Annotated in this window: 16 protein-coding genes; 2 read left to right on the top strand and 14 right to left on the bottom strand. The window is 40.2% G+C overall.

What is annotated here, in order from left to right; all coding sequences use genetic code 11:
* Window positions 1–16: 16 nt before the first annotated feature.
* The 5 genes from IGI46_RS22425 to pfkB all read right to left on the bottom strand — a co-directional run bounded on the left by IGI46_RS22425 (window position 17) and on the right by pfkB (window position 6,338).
* The gene (locus tag IGI46_RS22425) at window positions 17–2,452 is read right to left on the bottom strand and encodes a sigma 54-interacting transcriptional regulator (protein ID WP_429974326.1); all 2,436 of its coding nucleotides are present in this window, start codon (window positions 2,450–2,452) and stop codon (window positions 17–19) included.
* Between the two features lie 83 nt (window positions 2,453–2,535).
* Window positions 2,536–3,543 carry a tagatose-bisphosphate aldolase gene (gene lacD, locus IGI46_RS22430; protein WP_429974327.1) on the bottom strand — a complete coding sequence of 336 codons (1,008 nt, stop codon included), beginning with the start codon at window positions 3,541–3,543 and terminating at the stop codon, window positions 2,536–2,538.
* A 2-nt stretch (window positions 3,544–3,545) separates the two neighbouring features.
* Complete coding sequence (locus IGI46_RS22435; RefSeq protein WP_429974328.1) at window positions 3,546–3,998, bottom strand: fructose PTS transporter subunit IIA; 453 nt, start codon at window positions 3,996–3,998, stop codon at window positions 3,546–3,548.
* Between the two features lie 15 nt (window positions 3,999–4,013).
* On the bottom strand, window positions 4,014–5,405 hold the full coding sequence (locus IGI46_RS22440) for a PTS fructose transporter subunit IIC (RefSeq protein WP_429974329.1): 1,392 nt from the start codon (window positions 5,403–5,405) through the stop codon (window positions 4,014–4,016).
* A 12-nt stretch (window positions 5,406–5,417) separates the two neighbouring features.
* Window positions 5,418–6,338, bottom strand: a complete 921-nt coding sequence (gene pfkB / locus IGI46_RS22445) for a 1-phosphofructokinase (protein ID WP_429974330.1) — start codon at window positions 6,336–6,338, stop codon at window positions 5,418–5,420.
* 204 nt (window positions 6,339–6,542) lie between these two features.
* On the opposite strand from pfkB, the gene IGI46_RS22450 reads away from it, so the two are divergent.
* Complete coding sequence (locus IGI46_RS22450; protein WP_429974331.1) at window positions 6,543–7,304, top strand: MurR/RpiR family transcriptional regulator; 762 nt, start codon at window positions 6,543–6,545, stop codon at window positions 7,302–7,304.
* Window positions 7,305–7,361: 57 nt separating this feature from the next.
* Here IGI46_RS22450 and ade read toward each other — a convergent pair whose 3' ends face one another.
* The 4 genes from ade to treP all read right to left on the bottom strand — a co-directional run bounded on the left by ade (window position 7,362) and on the right by treP (window position 14,449).
* Window positions 7,362–9,101: an adenine deaminase gene (gene ade / locus IGI46_RS22455; protein WP_429974332.1), complete on the bottom strand. Its 1,740-nt coding sequence runs from the start codon at window positions 9,099–9,101 to the stop codon at window positions 7,362–7,364.
* 458 nt (window positions 9,102–9,559) lie between these two features.
* A complete protein-coding gene (gene rbsR, locus IGI46_RS22460) occupies window positions 9,560–10,570 on the bottom strand; it encodes a ribose utilization transcriptional repressor RbsR (protein ID WP_429974460.1) in 1,011 nt (336 codons plus the stop codon).
* 250 nt (window positions 10,571–10,820) lie between these two features.
* Window positions 10,821–12,443, bottom strand: a complete 1,623-nt coding sequence (treC, locus tag IGI46_RS22465) for an alpha,alpha-phosphotrehalase (RefSeq protein WP_429974333.1) — start codon at window positions 12,441–12,443, stop codon at window positions 10,821–10,823.
* Between the two features lie 50 nt (window positions 12,444–12,493).
* A complete protein-coding gene (gene treP / locus IGI46_RS22470) occupies window positions 12,494–14,449 on the bottom strand; it encodes a PTS system trehalose-specific EIIBC component (protein ID WP_429965635.1) in 1,956 nt (651 codons plus the stop codon).
* Between the two features lie 348 nt (window positions 14,450–14,797).
* On the opposite strand from treP, the gene treR reads away from it, so the two are divergent.
* On the top strand, window positions 14,798–15,520 hold the full coding sequence (gene treR, locus IGI46_RS22475) for a trehalose operon repressor (RefSeq protein ID WP_429974334.1): 723 nt from the start codon (window positions 14,798–14,800) through the stop codon (window positions 15,518–15,520).
* Window positions 15,521–15,562: 42 nt separating this feature from the next.
* On the opposite strand, the gene IGI46_RS22480 is transcribed toward treR, so the two are convergent.
* The 5 genes from IGI46_RS22480 to IGI46_RS22500 are packed head-to-tail and all read right to left on the bottom strand — an operon-like array spanning window position 15,563 to window position 19,629.
* The gene (locus tag IGI46_RS22480) at window positions 15,563–16,201 is read right to left on the bottom strand and encodes a bifunctional 2-keto-4-hydroxyglutarate aldolase/2-keto-3-deoxy-6-phosphogluconate aldolase (RefSeq protein ID WP_429974335.1); all 639 of its coding nucleotides are present in this window, start codon (window positions 16,199–16,201) and stop codon (window positions 15,563–15,565) included.
* Between the two features lie 12 nt (window positions 16,202–16,213).
* The gene (gene hxlB, locus IGI46_RS22485; protein ID WP_429965633.1) at window positions 16,214–16,756 is read right to left on the bottom strand and encodes a 6-phospho-3-hexuloisomerase; all 543 of its coding nucleotides are present in this window, start codon (window positions 16,754–16,756) and stop codon (window positions 16,214–16,216) included.
* A complete protein-coding gene (locus IGI46_RS22490) occupies window positions 16,753–17,376 on the bottom strand; it encodes an orotidine 5'-phosphate decarboxylase / HUMPS family protein (RefSeq protein WP_429965632.1) in 624 nt (207 codons plus the stop codon). Before IGI46_RS22490 ends, hxlB begins: the two co-directional genes overlap by 4 nt.
* Entirely contained in the window at window positions 17,373–18,338 is a 966-nt protein-coding gene (locus IGI46_RS22495) for a sugar kinase (protein ID WP_429965631.1), read from the bottom strand. Before IGI46_RS22495 ends, IGI46_RS22490 begins: the two co-directional genes overlap by 4 nt.
* A gap of 19 nt (window positions 18,339–18,357) precedes the next feature.
* Window positions 18,358–19,629, bottom strand: coding sequence for a gluconate:proton symporter (locus IGI46_RS22500; protein WP_429965630.1), 1,272 nt, complete (start codon window positions 19,627–19,629; stop codon window positions 18,358–18,360).
* Between the last annotated feature and the right edge of the window lie 7 nt (window positions 19,630–19,636).

A 19,636-nucleotide genomic window follows, 5' to 3' on the forward strand; every position in this document is an offset into this window, starting at 1 on the left:
TAACAAATAGTTTTGTCTAAACGAAGGTTTTCACCATCTTGGTTACATATAAAATTTCGCTTTCTGGCAGGCTGATCCCGTATATCCGTTCCAGCAGTTGCAACTCTTTTTCAATCTGATAGAAGTAATTATCTTTATCCTCGCTTCGTAATTCGAAAGCCAAATTCTCTTTACGAATAGAACGTTCAATCATTGCTAAGCAATGGAAATAGAATTTAATAACTAACGTATCAATAATTTCAAACGCTAAAAGCTCCGATAAAGAAAGCAAGATTTCGTCTAAGATTTCCGAAGCTCGCCGGATATCTAGAAAAGTGACACTTTTTTCCAAAGAATGGTAAAATAAATGATCTTTATTTTTGATTAATCGTCGGCTGGAGTAATCAAAAATGGTTGTATTCTTTCGATGACTGGTGAAATAAGTACTCTCCTCTAACAGTTCATTGACAAGGCTTTCAATTTCCAGATTAGTAAACAATGCTTTTCTGGTAGCTTCAATTAGCAGAGGTGACGTGATATTGTCTACTACTCGCACGTTGATCCCCAGTTCTTTCTTCAATCTGACAGAAAAAGTGCTGAGAGAACCCATATCCACCAGCAGCAGAACTCCTGCTCCTTGGTCAATCCGTCGCACAATATCGATGGATTTTTCATAGACACTTTCGATCGTATCCTCTAGGGGCATATCCAATCCTTCTGCATGGTGGATTCCCAATAAATCGTTGACCATTTTTGCTAAATTCGTTGCCACACCCACTCCGTGCATAATAATCAGGATACCAATTGGATTTTTGCGTGTATCTTTATAAATAGTCTCTAGAAATAGTTCAATAATTTCCTGTTCCTCTAAAGGAATTTTTATTTGGAATTTTCGATTAATACTTTTAACCAATTTTTGAGCATAGGGATGAAAAGCTGTTTGTTTAGCTTCCTCAGAAATTTTTCGCTTGCTAAAGTTACGTGATCCGGAGTTGCATTTTAGAACTAAGGCTTCTACATGCAGAGCCAAATTGTAGGTCACTTTTTGATCACAGTTCACCTCTAGATCCGCCGATATTTTCTGAATGGTTGTATTGACAATACTTAATACTTCCTCTGAAACTAGTTTCTCAATCCCTTTATTACTGAGAGGTTCTCGACTTTCAACTGCATCGATCTGAATATTAAAACGCTGATTCATAAAGAGAGTCATCTTCTGCTGAATTTCCTTAATAGATTTTCCCTCCTTCAACAGCGTCGAATATTTTTCTAAAATTTTCTGATAAAACGAAGAGTCAATGGTACTCTCGATCGGCAGCTCCACTTTAGTTCGTCGGTTTAACATAATTTTATTTCCCATGTAATAAGTACAGTCTTGAAAGAAGCCTCTGTCCTCTATATCTATCTCTGGCAACAACGAGCGATCTAGCTGATCGATGCTGATTTTTATCTGGTCATAGCCCTGAATAACTGCTTGGGCAAACTCTTTGGCACACAGAATTTGGATGTCATTCTTCAGCTGACCAATATTTCCCGGACAGTTGTAACGAGTCAGGCTTTCCACAATCTGTTTTTCCACAAAGATTTCTTTCTCAATTTTTTCTGATTCTAAACAGAAAAAAGAATCCACCAGTTGGATTCGTTCCTGTAAGGTCCGGTCTTTCAAATCTGGCAGCTTCAATACCATTTGAAACCTTCGTTTAAAGGTATGGAGCAGAGAACTCTCGATATTTTCAGTTGTTGCGCAAACAATCAGCACATTGACTGGATGGCTCTGACTGGAGGTTTCTCCCAGCTTTCGGTACTGCTGTGTATCAATAATCGTAAATAACATCTCTTGTCCCTCTGGCGGTAACCGGTGAACTTCATCCAAGAAAAGTAATCCATTATTAGCTTCCTCAATTAACCCATCCTTATCAGTATCTGCTCCTGTAAAGGCCCCCCGAACATAACCAAACAAGACAGACAGCAGTAGTTGAGGATTGTTGGAATAATCCGAGCAGTTCACGTGGACAAAAGGACTTTTACCTCTAAACTTACCGATCTCTTGGCCGTATTTGTACATTACCTTGGCAAACGTACTCTTACCTACTCCGGTTGAGCCCAGCAAAATGGTATGCAGACCATCAGGCGGATACATAATTGCAGCTTTGGCTGAGTTAACTTGGTTTTTCAAACTTTCACTTGTACCAATAAACTCAGTAAAAATGGAGCTTTTTTTAGTTGGAGAGGGTTCCTCTTTTCTGATTCTTTTAGGTAACGGTGACTCCTCAGATAACATATTCAAGATGTAAAGGACTGGTTTACCTGCAACTTTTTTTAATTGTCGGTTTTGCACTAATTTGTTCAATTCCCGACTAACGGCGGTGCGATTCATATTTAAGGCTTGAGAAATCTCTAACGTCGTAAAGGATACTTTCGATTGATCACTCTTTTTTTTGATCCAAGCTAGAACTTGTTCTGTTCGATTCATACATTCCCTCCTCAAGAAATATAATTAAAGTAAACTTCAATAAGACTGGCCTACACATTTTTCTGTGAAGGCCAGTCTTATTTTTATGAAAAACGTTGAGTTGTTGTTTCGGATTCAACTTTGTCTTGTAATGGAGATGCTGTTACTTTAAGGACCTTATTCAGCTCTTCAATATTCTTGCGTCCAATGGTTCTTAACCATTCGCGAGCAGCCTCTTCCCCCTTTACAATAAAGGGTTCTACACCATTTGCCCAGGTTGCACGACCGCAAAGAACACCGTTAAATGTTGATCCAGAATCTTTAGCAAAGTGTAATGTTTTCTGGAATAATTCTGCACTGACACCCGCACTTAAGAAGATAAATGGCAGATCAGTTGCTTTACTTTGTTCCTCAAAAAGTGCTGCTGCTTCCGATTTAGAGTAAACTTCAATTTCACCAAATCCTTCGACAAACTTCATATTGACAGGAACTTCGACCTTCAATACATCCACGTTATAACGAGGATTGGAGAACTCCTTCATCATATCATTCACTTTATGAGGTTTTACTTTGGCATATTCTTCTGAAGAGGCATCCATAATAGTGGCATCATAAGAAACCAGCTCCAAGAAGAATGGAATTCCTTCAGCCACACATTCAGAACCAATTCTTTCCATATAGGCCTTCTTTTGATCATTGATTTCATCGGCTTCATCGATGTCATAATACAATAAGAATTTGCAGGCGTCTGCTCCAGCTTCCTTCAGGCGCTTCACGGACCAAATATTTAATGAATCAGGCAACCGACCCGGAGTTGATGCATCGTAGCCTGTTTTTTCATAGGCTAGCAGCAAACCGGCATTTTCTGCTCGGGCTTTTGCTGCTGGCAAACCATATTCTGGGTCCAGCAAGATTGATGTTGCATACGGCGTTAATTCTTCTGAGACAATTTTCTTGAAATCGATAATATCTTGATCAGTCGCTGTTTCTTTGTATTTAGCGATCATCTTTTTCAAAGCACCACGCTGATCAATGGCTAAAGCACCGATTACTCCATCCGCATTACAAGTGTTCATTAAGTTAGTATATTGAACTGCATTTAATTTTTTCACGATTAGTTGGCTCCTTCTAATTGGCTTGAGATTAATTGGGCTAACTCTTTGCTTGAGTTAGTTCCGATAAATTGTGTTTTGAACTCTTCCTTCATTAACATGCGCGCTACTTGGGAAAGTACCTTCAAGTGAGTCGTACCGCCTTCAGCAACTGGGATAAATAGTGCAATCACATATTTCGTAGGCTTGCCATCCAGACTGTCCCAGTTGATCCCGTCTTTAAGTTTAACCACGATAATTGCTGGCTGACTGATCGCATCGCTTTTAGCATGAGGAATCGCAAAGCCATCCATCATTCCCGTAGTTCCTTCAGCTTCGCGTTTTTTTAACGCATCATAAACGGCTTGTTCATTATTGGCTAACTCTTTCTCTACAATGGTTTTCGCCAGAAATTGAAAGGTCGCTTCCTGGTCCGGCAAAGCCATATCGGTAAAAATCAATTCTTCATTTAACATATCTTTTTCACTCCTTTATGCTTTCTTCACTCGATTTTTTTGAATCAATCCTAATAAGACACCACCTACAATTGAACCGATTAGAATAGCAACGACCCACAAAAATCCATGAGTAACTACTGGCAAGACTAAGAATCCGCCATGCGGTGCTGGTACTTGAACTTTAAACATATAGGTCAAAACAGCTGCAATTGACGAACCAATCATCATGGTTGGCAGTACACGCAACGGATCTTTCGCTGCAAAAGGAATCGCTCCTTCTGTGATATGAGTAGAACCCAGAACAAAGTTAACCAATCCCGCATTTCGGTCATTTTTGTCAAAATATTTTCCAAACAGCAGTACGGCAAAACCAGTAATTAGCGGTGGAGCGATACAGGCTGCGGATACACCGGCCATAAAGGTTGTGTTTCCTTCTGCTAATAAGGCAGTTCCTGTTACATAAGCGGCTTTATTAATCGGTCCACCCATATCAAAGGCACACATACAGCCGACAATTATTCCTAAAACTAAGGGACTTGAATTTTCAAACCCGGCCAGAAAGTTCATCATCGCTTCATTGATAGAGGACATCGGACCAGAAACCACTGACATAATTAATCCAGTTACAGCAACACCCAAAACTGGATACAAGAAGATTGCCTTCAGCCCATCCAATGATTTTGGTAATGGTGTCAACAGCTTACCTAAGCCTAAAATTACATAACCGGCCAAGAAACCTGAAACAATTCCGCCTAAGAAGCCTGTTCCTCCATCAGCAGCAATCAATCCACCTACAAAACCAACCACCAAACCAGGACGTTTAGCAATGCTTTCGGCAATATAGGCTGAAAGTATTGGAACCATCATGCTCATAGCAAAACCACCAATGCTGTTTAAGCGAGCGGCAAGTTCGTTATATTGCGCATTGGTTGGATCAGCTGAGTAAATCCCCCACAAGAAAGAAATCGCAATTAGTACTCCTCCGCTGACAACGAATGGCAGCATATGGGAAACACCATTCATTAAGTTCTTATAGATTGAACGGCCAATTCCACTGGAGCTTTTTTCATGTTCCTGTTCAACCGCTGTTGTATTTTCTTCATGAGAAATTTTACCCTTGCCTGCTAAAGCATCATCAATTAGTTGTTCCGCATCTTTGATCCCTTTGGCTACAGGTACATCAATGACCCGTTTCCTTGCAAAGCGTTCAGCATGAACATCTTTATCCGCAGCAATAATGACAGCATCGGCACCAGCAATTTCTTCGGGGCTCAGTTCATTTTCGACTCCAACTTGCCCATGGGTTTCCACCTTAATGGTGATTCCCTTTTTCTTAGCAGCCTGTTCCAAAGCCTCCTGTGCCATGTACGTATGGGCGATACCGGTGGGACAGCCAGTAGCGGCAATAATTTGATATTTTGTCATTGCATGTTCCTCCTATTCGATTGTGATTTGTTTTTCTAATTCTGCAACATCCGACAGATCAGTTAATCCTTTTCTAAAAGCAGTTGAGCTCCCGGCTGCAATACTTGTTCGTAAAGTTTCAGCCGGGTCATTTTCTTTAATTAGTCCTGCTAAAAAAGTTCCTAATAGAGTATCTCCGGCACAGGCTGAGTTAACCAGCTTGCCCTTCGGTGAATTTCCTCGTAGACAGTGCTCCTGATTGATAAAAATGGCTCCTTCACTTCCTAATGACAACAGCACATTTTTAGCTCCTGCAGCAATCAGCTTTTTCCCGTACGTAACATACTCCTCTTCTTTCAAGCGCTCCTTGCCAAACCATTCGGCTAGTTCATCTTCATTTGGCTTTAATAGGAACGGTTTGTAAGGCAAGCATTCCAAAATTTCCGTATAGCTGCTGTCGATGATCAAGTTCACCTTATTTTCGAAGCAAATTTTACTAATCTCGATCAAAATACTCGGCGATACCCCCCGCGGCAAACTGCCGGAAACACATAGATAATCTCCCGACTTAAACTGACGAATCTGTTGAAGCAGTGTATCAATGCTTGGTGAATCAATTTCTGGTCCTTTGTTCACCAGCTTGTACTCGGTCTGCTCGCTATTAACTTGAGTAAAAACGTTAATCCGGGTTATTCCGTCAACTGGAACAAAATCGGTTTGAATGTCCTGCTTGTTTAAAAATTGTTCAATATATTCTCCAGTAAACCCGCCACTAAAACCCAGGGCTGTATTAGGAATCCCCAGCATTTTTAGCAATAGGGAAACATTGACGCCTTTTCCATTAGCCTGAATGTCGTCATCGATTGTTCGATTGACTACTTTGGGGATTAACTGCTCTGTTTCGATGTATAAATCAATCGCCAGATTCATGGTACAGGTATATACATTTACCATTTCTTTCCCTCCATCTCTGTGACTTCATTATGCCTTAGAAACTTCTGGTAATGTTTTCTAAAAAAGGGGAACCAGCCGGAAACATTTCCTAAACAGTTGGCAATTCATCTTTTTACTTTGCCTATGCCAAAAAATATCTTAGAACGGTTTGCTTTTAAAAATAAAAGAGCTTACAATATGATAAGAATTAAGGAGGGATCAAGCATGGATAGCAAGTTGAGTGAGGCAGAAGCTTATTTGTGGAAATACATAACCAAGCATATGAATGATATTCCAAACTTGTCGATTGTAAAACTGAGTGAATTAGCCAATGTTTCTACCAGTACAATTGTTCGAACCATGAAGAAAAAAGGCTATGAAGGCTTTACTTCCTTCAAACACCACTTAAAAGAACAAGCCAGCTCCACAATCAATTTTGCTAAAGTAGATCGAGTAGATGAAGAAATCCGCCGCTCCATTTTGAAAAATGAGCAGGAAGTAGTTCGTACCATTAACATGCTGGATACAGGGATTATTGAGGATGCGATTCAAAAAATCGGCAGCTCGCAGCGGATTATTCTTTTTGCCCGTGCCTTCTCTGAACTAATTGCCGAAGAAATGAAAATTAAATTCCAGCTGGCAGGAAAATATTGTGAACTGCATACTGATCCTAATATTATCAAGACCATGAGCACTCGTTTAAGTAAAAGTGATACCGTGATTTTTGTTTCTCTGAATGGCGAAACGGAGGAATTGGTGGTTGCTGCTAAAAACTGTTATAAAGAGGAGATCACAACGATTTTGATCACTGCTAATAATGACAGTCGACTGACTGACCTTTGTGAATTGTCCTTAATTGGCTTCAAATCAGAAATTTCTTTTTTCCCTGATTACGAAGTCCGCTCCCGTCTGCCTTTGTCGGTAATTGCTAGAATCTTGCTGGATTCCTATGCAATACGGGTAAGCCGCAACAAAGAAGACAATTAAAAACAAAAAACGGAATCTCCTGTGATTTTCTCCAGGAAATTCCGGTTATTTTATCTATTAATCTTCTACTGAGACAGGTACAATCTCAAATTTTGTGACATCCACCAAACCTAGATCAGTAATCTTCAGGCTGGGAATTACCGCTAATGACATAAAGCCTAGAGTCATAATCGGATCAACTTCCGTAGAAATCCCTAGTTCCTCATGAGCAAGCTGATTGATAATTGCTTCCTGCTGAGCTACTTCCACACCAGTCAGATCACTCATCAAACCAGCGATTGGTAAGGCTAACTGCCCAATGACTTCTTGATCATTGACTAATACGACTCCACCACCTAACTCTTTTAAGGCTTCTACCGCAACCGTCATGTCAGTGTCGTTCGTTCCGGTAACAATAAGATTATGGGAATCATGGGCGATAGACAACCCAATCGCACCTTTTTTCAACCCGTAATTTTTAAGCAAACCAACAAATACATTTCCAGTATTATGATGACGCTCAATCACGGCAATCTTGGTTACATCTTGATGAGCATCGTAAATAAAATCTCCCGACGCATCTCGTTGAACCGATACAACCGCTTTGTTGGTTAAGGCTTCTTTCGGTACGACCTCAATTGCTCGTGCTTTGTCAGAAGTTAGATGCATTTGGAGCTGAGCTGAGTGAAATTGGTCAATATGAACACTAGATTGAACGTTTTCTGTAGACACTTTCTGAAGTTCGGGTAAGTATTCTCCATTCTTGGCTACTAAAACACCGTCAATGTAAGTTTCTTCGACTGCAAACTTTTCCAAGTCAGAAAAGACGATAAAATCCGCCTTCAAGCCGGGAGCTACTGCTCCACGATCTGGTAATTGACAGCATTGAGCTGCATTAATCGTCGCCATTTGAATGGCGCGAATCGTCTCAAGACCCTCTTCAATACAAATTCGAATACTATTGTCTAAATGACCCACTTCTAAAATTGAAGCAGCCTGTAAATCATCGGCCACTAAAACACAACGGTGAGAATTATTCACTGTTACGCCTTTTATTAGCGTGCGTAAATTCTGCGTTACTGAACCTTCGCGCAAGAAGGCATACATCCCCCGAGCGATTCGATCCTGCAGCTCTTCAATCGTAGAGGACTCGTGATCGTTAGTGATCCCCGCTGCTGCATAAGCATTCAGATCCTTGGCGAAAACCATCGGTGCATGACCATCAATTCGTTTCCCATGATTTTTAGCTACCAAAAGCTTATCCAAAATAGCATCTTGCCCTTGAATAACGCCGGGAAAATCCATGAATTCCGCTAGACCATCCACTACTTGGTCTTTCATCGGTTGAAGCATGTCTTCAGCTGTAAGTACTGCTCCCGCATTTTCCATATTTGTGGCTGGAACACAGGATGGCAGCATATAGCGAATATCCAGCGCTGTTCCTCGGGCAGCTTCTAGCATATAATCAAGACCTTTTAAACCTAAGACATTAACAATTTCGTGAGGATCAGCTAAAACAGTGGTTGTCCCATGAGGCACCAACAATCGTCCAAATTCTTCGGGTGTCACATAAGACGACTCTACATGAATATGAGACTCAATCAAACCAGGGGCCAAATATTTTCCTTGCAGGTCATAACTCACTTTGCCCTCGTAATCACCGCCAATTCCGGCTATGACACCATTCACCACCGCAACATCGCCCTCCAAAACTGCGGCTTGATAAACGTCTATAATTTTAGCCTGTTTAAAAACGATATCTGCTGGTACACGCCCGGCAGCAACATCGATGATTTGCTTTAACTGTTGTTTGTTCAATTGGGTCACTCCTTAAAAAACATTTTCTCTATTATAACAGGAGTGCTGCGTATTGAGTAAAAAATAAAGAGGCTCCTTCAAAACTCTGCCTCTCACTTTTTGACAAGTGTTCTCCATTATTGAAGCTGCAGCTTAACTACCCCTTTTAGCCAGTTATGTACCACTTGATCTCATGCAGCATCCCTTTTAAAAACCTTCTATTACTATCATTACTAGCCAAGCTCTCTTATTATTTAACAGAGTTTAAGAAGTCCTTGTCTTTAAAACAGAAAAACATCAACATATACTTAACTGTTGATGTCTCCTGAAAGTTATGAATCTAGATAATTATTGACTAGATGCTTCAATACATGTAAATTGATCGGACCCTTATTTAGTAAAAATCTATGACTCATACAAACATACTTTTGGTCATGATCAGCATCAATTATTATTAAAACCAGTCAACCCTCTCGTAATTATTTACTGCTTAAAACTCTTGTTGAGTGACGCTCAATTAGGGTCACTGGTAAAGAAATGTCTTCCGCCTCTTTATCCGGCTCTTTAATTCGCTTCATTAACAGTTGAGCAGCCGCTTCCCCAAGCTCTTCAATGGGCTGGGCAATAGTCGTTAAGCGAGGCGTAACATACTCACACATTTCAACATCATCATACCCAACCACACTGTAATCCTCTGGAATCCTTTTTCCTAAATCTTCCAGTCCTCGATAGAGCCCAAAAGCTGTCTCATCATTAATGGCAAAGACCCCTGTAGCTTTTGTCTCTACTACTTGTTTGGCCACATTATAACCGCCGGACTTGTTCATACTTGTGTCTAAAATTGTAACTGTCTCTACTTGATTCTTGCAGGCCGCTCTGAAACCTCGTAGACGATTTTGTAAATTTTCTGGTCCTTCAACAGGCATGACAATTGCCAGCTGCTTATGTCCTAATCCAAGTAAATGTTCAGCTGCCAATCGACCCCCCTCAAAATCATCAGATACAACGGAATCAATAGCACCTTCTGTCCGATTTTGGTCAATGACAATAAAGGGATGATTATTGCCATGAAGCATTTCACATAATGCCTTGTTGGAAATGACTGGCGTTGCAATAATAAAGCCATCTACTCCACGACGCATCAGTTCTTCTAGATAGTCATGTTCCTTTGTCATATCGAAGTTCGCATTGCATAAGACCGTAACAAACTTTTCTTGATAAAGTGCTTTTTCGACTCCGGTCATTAGCTGGCCAAAGAATGGATTAGCAATATCTGAAAGCATGACTCCGATCGTTTTGCTGCCCTTGATTACCATTCGTTGGGCAAAATAATTCGGTGAATAATTTAATTCCTTCTTAGCCTCTATCACTTTAGCAACTGTGGCTGGACTAAATTTGTGGGCGTTTCCATTTAAAACCAGTGATACGGTAGCGATTGATACCCCAGAAAATCTTGCTACATCTTTAATTGTGGCTTTTTTCCCCATTATCCTGTCAATCCTTTACTCCATTATCTACAAACCTATCCCATAGATTAAACGTTTTATTTCAAAAGATGTACCGCTCTCAACCGATCCAGGTGGTGTAGTATCTTAATTATAAAATGTATTGATAACTTTTCAAGTACTTTTGGATAATTTTTGTCATGTTATGGGATTTTTCTCATTATAAAGCTAATGTTGTTTGTCTTGGAACTTACGTAAAAAACTGTGAAGCCTTAACGCACTTCACAGTTCTCTCCTAAATTAAAATAGCTATTGTTTGATACGGCTGCAACTTGAACTCAGAATTCAGTTGAGTTGCGCGATAGTTATCAACTAAAATTTCGCCAGTCAAGAACTCATCAGGCAAGTGAACGATCGTCTCCTCAGCAAAAAAATTATTTAAGACGACTAACTTTTGTTCTTCATGTTCTCGAATAAAGCCGTATACGGATTCATGTTCAGGAGCGAAAGCTCGATAACTGCCTTCTGCGATAATGGGATACTCTTTGCGCAAACGGATCAGCTTTTGATAATAAGCAAAGATTGATCCTTCTTCCAATTCAGTAGCTGCGTTAATCTCTTGGGCATGATTTCCAACCGCTAACCATGGTATTCCTTTAGTAAACCCAGCATTTGCTTCATGCGTCCATTGCATTGGCGTCCGGGCATTGTCTCGTGATTTACTTTGTACAATCGCAAAGGCTTCTTTTTCCGAGTATCCTTTTTGAGTCAGTTCTTGATAAGCATTCAAAGTTTCAACATCCACGTAATCAGCCATTGATTCAAAATCAGGATCAAGCATACCAATTTCTTCACCCATATAAATATATGGCGTCCCACGATTTAAATGAATTGCTGAGGCTAACATCTTTGCCCCTTCGATTCGATAGTTTTCCACATCTACAAATCTGTTAAGGGCCCGCGGTTGATCATGGTTATTCCAAAACCAAGCGTTCCAGCCGTTGTTTTCGCTCATTTGTGTTCCCCAAGTGTGAAACAATCTTTTTAATTCTGAAAAATTAAAGGGAACGTTTGTCCACTTTTTACCCTCTTCATAATCTACTTTTAGATGATGAAAATTGAAGGTCATAGATAATTCATGACGCTCTGGTTGAGTATACAAAATGCAGTTTTCTACAGTCGTAAAACTCATTTCTCCTACAGTAATAATCTCAGGATCTGCTCCATAAGTTGCTTCATTCATCATACGTATATACTCGTGGGCAATCGGACGATCTGTGTATTCTGGTTTACCCTCACTAACAGAATTATCTTTTAGAACCTCGTCTTTACCGATCAAATTGATTACATCAAAACGGAAGCCTTTAATCCCTTTATCCATCCAAAAACGTACAACCTTAAATAACTCTTCCCGAACTTCAGGATTACGCCAATTCAAATCTGCTTGCGTAACATCAAACAGGTGTAAATAGTATTTCCCAGTATCGCCGAAGGGTGCCCAGGCATTGCCGCCAAACTTCGATACCCAATCAGTAGGCTCTTCCTGAATAATAAAATACTCCTGATATCTTTTATCACTGGCCAAAGCCTTTTGAAACCATTCATGCTCGATTGATACATGATTTAATACCATATCCAGCATTACCCCAATTCCATGCTCTTCAGCAGTTTGAATTAGGTGTTCAAATTCTTCCATTGTTCCAAATACAGGATTGATGGCAGTATAATTGGAGATATCATAGCCATTATCTCTTTGTGGACTTGGATAAACCGGATTTAACCAAATCATATCTACCCCTAATAATTTTAAATAGGGCAATTTCTTTAAGATCCCTGCCAAATCACCAATCCCATCACCATCGGTATCTAGATAAGATTTGGGATAAATTTGATAAATTACTTTGTCCTTAAAAGACATCTTCTTCCTCCTAAAACGAGGCAGTTGTTTCACCAACTGCCCTTTGTTAATTATAAGTGTGTAACGGTCATTATCGTCTCAGCTGGGGTAATAGGCGCTGCTTCTAAAACCGGATCAACTTGAAATTCATTCGAGTTGGTTACAATAATTGGGGTTTGAACTTCGTAACCCGCTTGACGAATTGCTTCTAAATCGAACTCCATTAATAATTGTCCTTTAGTTACCGTATCTCCTTGATCTACTTTAGCAGTAAAATATTTACCGTCCAGCTTGACCGTATCAATACCTATATGGATTAATACTTCGGTACCGTCATTACTTAACAAACCGATCGCATGCTTCGTCGGGAACAATAGGCTGACCTGACCATCAAATGGCGCAAAGAGCTTTCCTTCCACAGGGTCAATCACTACTCCTTGCCCCATCATACCTTCAGCAAACACAGGATCTTTGGCTTGATTCAACGGTTGTACTTCGCCGTTTAATGGTGCAAACAATTCTAGAATCTGACCCTTTTTACTAGAGACAGGTTGATCCACCTCGTTTAGGTCAACAGACAGCTCCTCACCAATCCGATCGATTTTGTTAAAGATACCCGCACGTCGGAAGAATAACGTCAATAGGAATGGCACAACAATCGTAATCAGCATCGCAATCCCAAAAATCACATAGTCCTGTGGTCGGATCGCTAAAATTCCCGGCAAACCACCGACACCGATAGACAGTGCGCGAACTTTGAATAAAGTGACGAACATCCCAGCTATTCCGCTGCCAATCATCGCCGCAATGAAGGGATACATGTATTTTAGATTAATCCCAAACATCGCTGGCTCAGTAACCCCTAGCCAAGCAGAAATCACCGATGGAACAGATACTTGCTCTTCCTTTTTATTACCGCGGTGAGCATAAACAACCGCCGCAACCGCTGCTCCTTGAGCAATATTCGATAAACAAATCATTGGCCACAAATTAGTTGAACCAAAATCGGCAATCAGTTGAGAATCAATCGCCAAGGTGGTATGATGCAATCCAGTAATAACCAATGGCGCATAAACTGCGCCGAACACTCCTCCGAACAACCAGCTAAAGCTTGAAGTTAGTCCAGCATTGACTACTGCTGAAATCATCGTTCCGATTTTCCATCCGATTGGTCCTAAAATCACGTGAGCCGCCAAAATGGTTGGCAGTAATGAGAAGAACGGTACAAAGATCATTGAAACAGCTTCGGGAATATGCTTTCTAAAGAAGCGCTCTAGATAAACTAATAGGAAACCTGCCAACATCGCTGGTATGACCTGAGCTTGGTAGCCGATTTTCTCAACTGTTAAAAAACCAAAATTCCAAGTATAATTTGCAGCTATTTCAGCAGCTGAAGTACCATTTACCGCATAGGCATTCAATAGTTGTGGTGATACTAGGGTAATCCCTAATACAATTCCTAGAATTTCCGTTGCCCCCATTTTACGGGCGATACTCCAAGTAATTCCTACTGGTAGAAAATGAAAGATCGCTTCCCCAGGGAGCCATAAGAAGTTGTTCACAGCATCCCAAAATTGCGAGGATTCTGTGATTGTTTGTCCTCCAAGGAATCCCATCGGAACAGCTTCTAAAATGTTGCGGAACCCTAAGATCAAACCACCGACAATAATGGCAGGTAATAATGGCGTGAAAATTTCAGCTAAAACAGTAATGGCACGTTGAACAGGATTTTGATTTTGCTTAGCAACAGATTTGGCGGCCTCTTTTGAAACGCCTTCAATTCCAGAAATAGCAACAAACTCATTGTAAAAAACTGGCACGTCATTCCCGATGATTACTTGAAATTGTCCTGCATTAGTAAACATTCCCTTGACACTTTGAATATCACTAATCTTCTCTTCATCCGCTTTCTTTGGATCATTCAGTACAAATCTCATCCGCGTAGCACAGTGGGTGACCGCAGAAATATTTTGTTTCCCTCCAATGGAAACTAACAGTTCTTTGGCATCCTTTTCGTATTTACCCATCTTTTTCCCTCCAATTTAATAACTTGTATGGATAAGTTATTTCTGCCTTAACTATATGAAATTATGTTCAAATTGTAAACCGCTTACAATTTTGGCCTTTTGTTTTTAATTAGAATTATCTCATTTTATATAGCTACAAGAAAAAATTCACTGCACTTTCTTGTCTACTGTTTACCAACATGTATCTCCTAAAGCAAACAAGTCATCCTTATACATCAAAAAAAATAAGTTTTTTCTAATGTTCTAAAACCACTTAAGAAAGCGATTTACTTTTCATTTGTTTTAATTTATACTTTAGTTGCTTATCCGTACAAGTGAATATCAAGATTGGGTTAAAGGAGGTATCTGATGAAAACTTATGAAATGGTCTATCAGACAATCGAACGAGGTATTTTGAAAGGAATTTATTCTCCTGGCAGCTATTTGCCTAGTGAGAACCAATTACGCAAAACGTATGCTGTTTCTCGCGATACAATTCGCAAAGCACTGTCTCTACTGATGGCGAATGGATATATTCAAAAAATGCAGGGTAAAGGTTCCCTTGTACTGAAACGCGAACAGCTGCGTTTTCCAGTTTCTGGTTTAACCAGCTATAAGGAACTGCTAAATTCTTATGGTTATGAGAGTACCACTGCTGTTGTAAGCCTAACAAAAGTAACCATAGATGAGGATATGGCACGAATAACCGGTTTTGAGGTTGGAGAAATTTGCTGGTCCTTGATTCGTACTCGACAAATTGACCAGAAGAAAGTGATTTTAGATAAGGATTTATTACTGGCCTCCTTGATACCAGAATTGGATACAGAAATTGCTAAAGATTCTATTTATCGTTACATTGAACAGGATTTGCATATTTCTATCAGCTTTGCAGAAAAAGAGATTACCATTGACAGTTTGACAGATGAGGATCGAAAGCTATTAGATCTGAATCATCACGATATTAATATTGTCTCTGTTAAAAGTCGTGTCTATACTTCGGAAGCTCAACAATTCCAATACACTGAAAGTCGGCATCAGGTAGACAAGTTCCGATTTTTCGATTTTGCCCGCCGCAATCCTTCTACTATGTAACGAATAAAGGGCAGGTTCCATTGCATCACCCTGCCCTCATTTCTATTCGTTTTTCTCTAAGTCATCCCAATGTCGTTTGTACTGTGAAGCTGCTTTGGTAATTTGGTGAAGATCACCTGCTAAAAGATTTCCGCCAACCCCTACCATTACTGCACCTGCTGCATGCCACTCTGCTAAGTTATCCAAGTTCACGCCGCCTGTAGGCATCAAGTTTACCTGAGGCAGCGGACCCTTAATTGCTTTTATCATTTTTGGTCCAGCACTGCTGCCAGGAAATAGCTTGATTACTTCTACTCCACTTTTTAGAGCTTGCTGCATTTCCGTAATGGTAGCACAGCCGGGAAGGTATGGAATTTGATACAAATTACAAATCTCCGCTGTGGCCTGATCAAAAGCAGGGCCAACGATGAAGTCTGCTCCTGCCATAATCATACGTTCAGCACTCGATACATGTAGCACTGTACCTGCACCAATAACGATTTTTTTATTTTTAACCTGCTCCTTCTTTAATTCCTGAATAACTGATTCAGCTTCAGGAACAGTTAAAGTCACTTCAATTCCGGTAATTCCCCCCTTAATCAGTGCACGGCACACACTAAGAGCTTCATCTTTATTATTTCCTCTAACTACAGCAATTACTCCTGATTGCCTTAATTGCTGTAAAAGGTTGATTCGTTGCACTCTCTTCACTTCCTATTCTACGTTCACATGTTCATGCAACGCGTCCTGATTAGAGGTGTCATCACGTTTTGCCAGCATTAAAGTTAAAGCATCCAACGTAATATGAACAGTTTGATCAAACAATGAAGACAATAGTTGAACAGATCTTATACCTGCTCCGGTTTTCGTTGCTCCTGGCACTACAATGACCTGATCCGCTAATTCTGCTAATGGAGAGTTAGGGTCACTGGTCAACACCACAATATCCAGACCTATTTTTTGGGCAGTCTTTGTATCAGCTACAATACTCTTGGTCGTACCTGATCCAGAAATAGCGACCCATGTATCGCCTTTTTGAATGGACGGTGTGATTGTTTCCCCCATTACGTAATCAGTATACCCAATATGCATCAAGCGCATGGCAAAGCCTTTGCCTTGAAAACCGCTGCGGCCAGCTCCAATCACAAAAATTCGTTTATCTTTTTGAAAATAGGATAAAGCAGCCTCTAATTGGGTTTCATCTACCTGCTTCATTACTTCGTTAATTTCTGTCATGATGGTTGTTATCGTGCTCAATTTATTCCCTCCATAAATTGCTCTGCTGCTTGCAGCGGTTCAGATGCTTTGGTGATTTTTGAACCTACAATGACAATTTCTGTCAGTCCTTGCTTAGCTAATCCTTTCGCCTGTTCCAAATCAATTCCACCAGCAATCGCGAGATGCTTAATCGTTGGATACTTTTCGTGAAAAGTTTTCACACTAGCTACAGCGTCTAATTTATCTTTGCGATCAATGGAGTGATGCAGCGCGAAAATTGCCTGATCAAAATTTGTTAGCTGAGTAATCTTTTCATCAGCTACCTCCAGCAGGTCAATCATCATGGTTTTTTGCTGCTCCTGAGCAACTTCATAGCAAGCTTTTAATGTATCGTAAGAAGCAGCACCCATCACTGTTAATATATCTCCACCATAATGGTACCCTTGACGAAACTCGTAGGCTCCTTCATCAATTGTCTTTAAATCCACTAATAGTTCGGTGTCTGACAAAACAGTTCGAATTTGCTCAATTGCTTGATTGCCGTAATCTTTCACTAACGACGTTCCCATTTCTAAAATATCTGTTTTTCCATTTAAAGATTTGGCTAGTTCGACAGCTTCTTCAAGGGTAACTCGATCGATGGCTATTTGTAATTTCATGCTGGTTTCACCTCATTTTTTGCTAAAAAATCTGCTAACTCTTTAGGCGTAGGATAACCATCATTATCTCCTGGTGATTGAACAGCCAATGCACCTACCGCATTTGCTCGAGTAACTGATTCTTTCAGGCTTTTTCCTTCTATTAAAGCAGTAATTAGTCCTGCAGCAAATCCATCCCCCGCACCCACGGTATCCACAACTTCATTAACTGTAAAGCCAGGTATTGTAAAGCTGGTTCCATCTTTTTGCTTCACATATGCTCCCTCTGTTCCTAGTTTTACTACTACTGTTTGTGTCGCAGCACCGTTAGCCAGATAAAAGTCAGCAATTTTTTCCGGATCTCGACTTCCCATAAGAATCTCTCCTTCATTAATACCAGGTAAAATGATTTCAGCATGAGAAGCCAATTCATTAATGGTTGCGACCATTTTCTCCTGTGTTTCCCACAATTGAGGCCGCAGGTTTGGATCAAAAGTTGTCCGTATTTGTTTCTTCTCTAACAATTGAACAAAATGTCGGAATGCAGCCAGCGCTTCACTAGAAATTGCCGGAAAAATACCAGATAAGTGCACCATCTTTACTTCTGAAAAATCAATGTTATCTAAAATTTCTTGATTGAGGTGAGCGGCTGCTGAACCTTTACGGAAATAGAAGATACTCGGGTCTCCTTGACTGACACGATCCTTCAATTGAAAAGCAGTCCAATAATCTTCCGTTTGATCAATATAGTCGGTCCCTACCTGATTTTTGCGCAATTGATCAATAATAAATTCACCAAATGGGTCTTTTCCTAAACGAGTAATATATTCTGAAGTATGACCTAAACGTGAAACTCCTACTGCTACATTCACCTCAGCACCGGCTAAAAATTTTTGGAAATTCTGTGCATCTTTTAAACTTTTGTCTACCTCTGTTGATCCAAATAAAGCAATCGGTTCACCAATCGTTAAAAATTCACTCATCATTTATTCCTCTTTTCTATTAAAGTAAGATATAAGCAGTTGCTAGATTCAAAATAGTAGCCATCCATGCCCATGGCAGGCCGGTTAACAAGAAAGTCTTCGTATCCAATTTCGCGTATTGTACTGACCATAAATTCCAGGATTGAGTTATACATGCTGAGACACCCATCATAGAAGGTACTACCAGCAATCCGTACAAGAAGTATTGATCAAACATGCCGGTTCCGACTAAAATGGCAGCAGTCGCTGCCCCTGCTCCATACAGCATCAAAGGTCCTCGGAAGTAGGATAGTGGCGCGATTATGGCAATAATAATTACGAGAATCAGTTTGCTGTCTGGAATGATTTGTTGGAAAACACCTGTGAATCCTGACATTGCATGAACAGCTGCTGACTGAAACATCGTTAAAACAAACAACATAATCAGTAATCCAGCAATGTCACTAATCGCATGCTTCGCTGTTTCGTTCATCATCGTAACAAAGCGGGTATAGCTTTTCATATTTCCGGTGGCAGCAAAAGCAATAATAGTAGACAACAGCAATGCTGGTACTGCATCCCATTTAGCAAAAATGCTCAAAGCTACTGGTAACACTGGTAAAATATAGGTCCAAATAGGTACTTCAGCAATTTCTTCGCTGGAGTCGCTAGTTATAATTTCCGGCGTACCATTACGAATTTTTTTCGCATTAAATAAAATAAATAATAAAACAATCACCATTTGTACACCCATTGCAACGAAGCCAAAACGTTGGTAATGAGGGCCCCACTCAACTTGCGGAAAGAAAACTTGAAACTGAACAAAGAGCACATTGTTCACATACATTGCAGCCCCGATTGACATGGTGAAGACTAAAACAGCAATATTTCGTGGTACCCCGATCGAAAACATAATCGGGAACAAAATGACTCCGACTGCAATTGCTGACCCAACACCATAAGAACTGGTAAAAATCAACGCAATAACTAATGCGATTAATACCGTTGCTAAAACTGGACTTTTTTTACCCACGGTTTCTGTTCGTCGACTAATACTACCAGCAATTCCCGTATCCACTAGCACGCGGCCAAACCAGGAACCGAAAATAATATAGGCAGCTGTTTTCCCGTAATTTAAGACTGGTTCAGTGAAAATTTCTTGAATTGCTTGGTTAAACGGCACTCGGCCAATGATAGTCCATAAAACAGCCATGACAAAGAATCCGACCGTTAAATTACCGCCCTTCATCGCGTATAAAACAAAGACGATAAAGGTAACCGCTAACAATATTCCGACAATTGCACTACTCATGTTAGTC

It is taken from the genome of Enterococcus sp. AZ163, assembly GCF_050498925.1.
Classification (GTDB): domain Bacteria; phylum Bacillota; class Bacilli; order Lactobacillales; family Enterococcaceae; genus Enterococcus_A; species Enterococcus_A ferrettii.

Excerpts from the sequence above, each read along its gene's own strand:
- IGI46_RS22490 (WP_429965632.1), bottom strand. The coding sequence starts at position 17,376 with ATGAAATTACAAATAGCCATCGATCGAGTTACCCTTGAAGAAGCTGTC.
- IGI46_RS22440 (WP_429974329.1), bottom strand. The coding sequence starts at position 5,405 with ATGACAAAATATCAAATTATTGCCGCTACTGGCTGTCCCACCGGTATC.
- treC (WP_429974333.1), bottom strand. The coding sequence starts at position 12,443 with ATGTCTTTTAAGGACAAAGTAATTTATCAAATTTATCCCAAATCTTAT.
- treP (WP_429965635.1), bottom strand. The coding sequence starts at position 14,449 with ATGGGTAAATACGAAAAGGATGCCAAAGAACTGTTAGTTTCCATTGGA.
- IGI46_RS22450 (WP_429974331.1), top strand. The coding sequence starts at position 6,543 with ATGGATAGCAAGTTGAGTGAGGCAGAAGCTTATTTGTGGAAATACATA.
- IGI46_RS22435 (WP_429974328.1), bottom strand. The coding sequence starts at position 3,998 with ATGTTAAATGAAGAATTGATTTTTACCGATATGGCTTTGCCGGACCAG.
- pfkB (WP_429974330.1), bottom strand. The coding sequence starts at position 6,338 with ATGGTAAATGTATATACCTGTACCATGAATCTGGCGATTGATTTATAC.
- IGI46_RS22500 (WP_429965630.1), bottom strand. The coding sequence starts at position 19,629 with ATGAGTAGTGCAATTGTCGGAATATTGTTAGCGGTTACCTTTATCGTC.
- IGI46_RS22495 (WP_429965631.1), bottom strand. The coding sequence starts at position 18,338 with ATGAGTGAATTTTTAACGATTGGTGAACCGATTGCTTTATTTGGATCA.
- treR (WP_429974334.1), top strand. The coding sequence starts at position 14,798 with ATGAAAACTTATGAAATGGTCTATCAGACAATCGAACGAGGTATTTTG.
- IGI46_RS22425 (WP_429974326.1), bottom strand. The coding sequence starts at position 2,452 with ATGAATCGAACAGAACAAGTTCTAGCTTGGATCAAAAAAAAGAGTGAT.